Annotated in this window: 1 protein-coding gene; it reads right to left on the bottom strand. The window is 64.4% G+C overall.

The features are described 5' to 3' along the window. Positions 1 to 35: 35 nt before the first annotated feature. Positions 36 to 911, bottom strand: a complete 876-nt coding sequence (locus H596_RS24020) for a hypothetical protein (RefSeq protein ID WP_156910200.1) — start codon at positions 909 to 911, stop codon at positions 36 to 38. Positions 912 to 1,044 lie beyond the last annotated feature (133 nt).

Here is a 1,044-nt window from a genome sequence, read left to right as displayed (position 1 = left end):
ACCCATGGTGAGCCTCCGATGCTCACCAGTGTGAATCACATCACCACCCCGTCGGGGAATCCACTTCGTGAGTCACGCCCCGCGGGAGTTGGTATAACGCGGCCCGACACGGTTACGGCCGCCGCTTTCGTGGAATGTGCGGCAGGGTCCCCGCTCTCAGACCATGCGAAAGGCGGCTGCGGCACTGGCTCAGGGGGCCTTCCAGAGATGAACTGTCCGATCCAGCGGCTCTGGCGACGCAGGATGTCAAGCCAGACGCGGCGGAACTCGACACGCAACGGATGCAGCCCCGGGTGGCCTAGCGACACGGCGAAGCCCTGCTGCTCCAACGCCTGCACCAGCGCGCGGTCGAACCCAGGAACCAGCGCCTCAGGATCGCGATGAAGTCGCGGCTGATATGCCTCAAGCTGCACAATACACTCACTTCGCGCGCGCTCGGCATCTGTGAACGCGTGCCAGTCGTCGCGGTGATCCGGGTACTGACCGTCCAGAATAAAGCGACTGACCTCGTATAGCCGCTGCTGATGCCAGCGATCCAGCGCAGCAAGAAGCGCTGCGTGATCGAGCGGCGGGTGCGGATGTCGGGGTCGGATCGAAAAACCGAGGAGATCGCCGCCCCGGTCATGGTCTGCGTCTTCCGACGACTGGGCCTGCTGGCTTGGCGGCTGGGCACTGGGCCCAAGCGTGCTGTCCTCTCGCAGTTGCTGCAACCGCCGATCCAGTAGGGCGCGATCCGCCTCAAGCCTGTGCAGCGCGGTTTCACGATCCCTGCCTAGATTGACGCGGAACTCGTTCGCCACGCCGAACCGGCGCTTGGCAGCAGGTCGCAGTCCCGCCGGGATCAGGCGGCGCAGAATCCAAGCGTCGCCGCGCGTCCGGTAGAGGCCATGGTGCGCCGGGTCTGCCTTCAAAGCTGTGGCTCCGCATTGTAGTCGCCGCTGCGGAATACCCTAGGCCACGTGGACAAACTGACCTGAGGGGGATTCCCTCGACGCGGTGGAGTGTGATTCGAAGCTGATCTCTGGGATGGAGATCAGCGTTGAT

The sequence above is a fragment of the Rubritepida flocculans DSM 14296 genome, from assembly GCF_000425365.1.
Classification (GTDB): domain Bacteria; phylum Pseudomonadota; class Alphaproteobacteria; order Acetobacterales; family Acetobacteraceae; genus Roseococcus; species Roseococcus flocculans.
The sequence above is the reverse complement of the archived record's forward strand: the minus strand, read 5'-3'. Positions and strand labels throughout refer to the sequence as shown.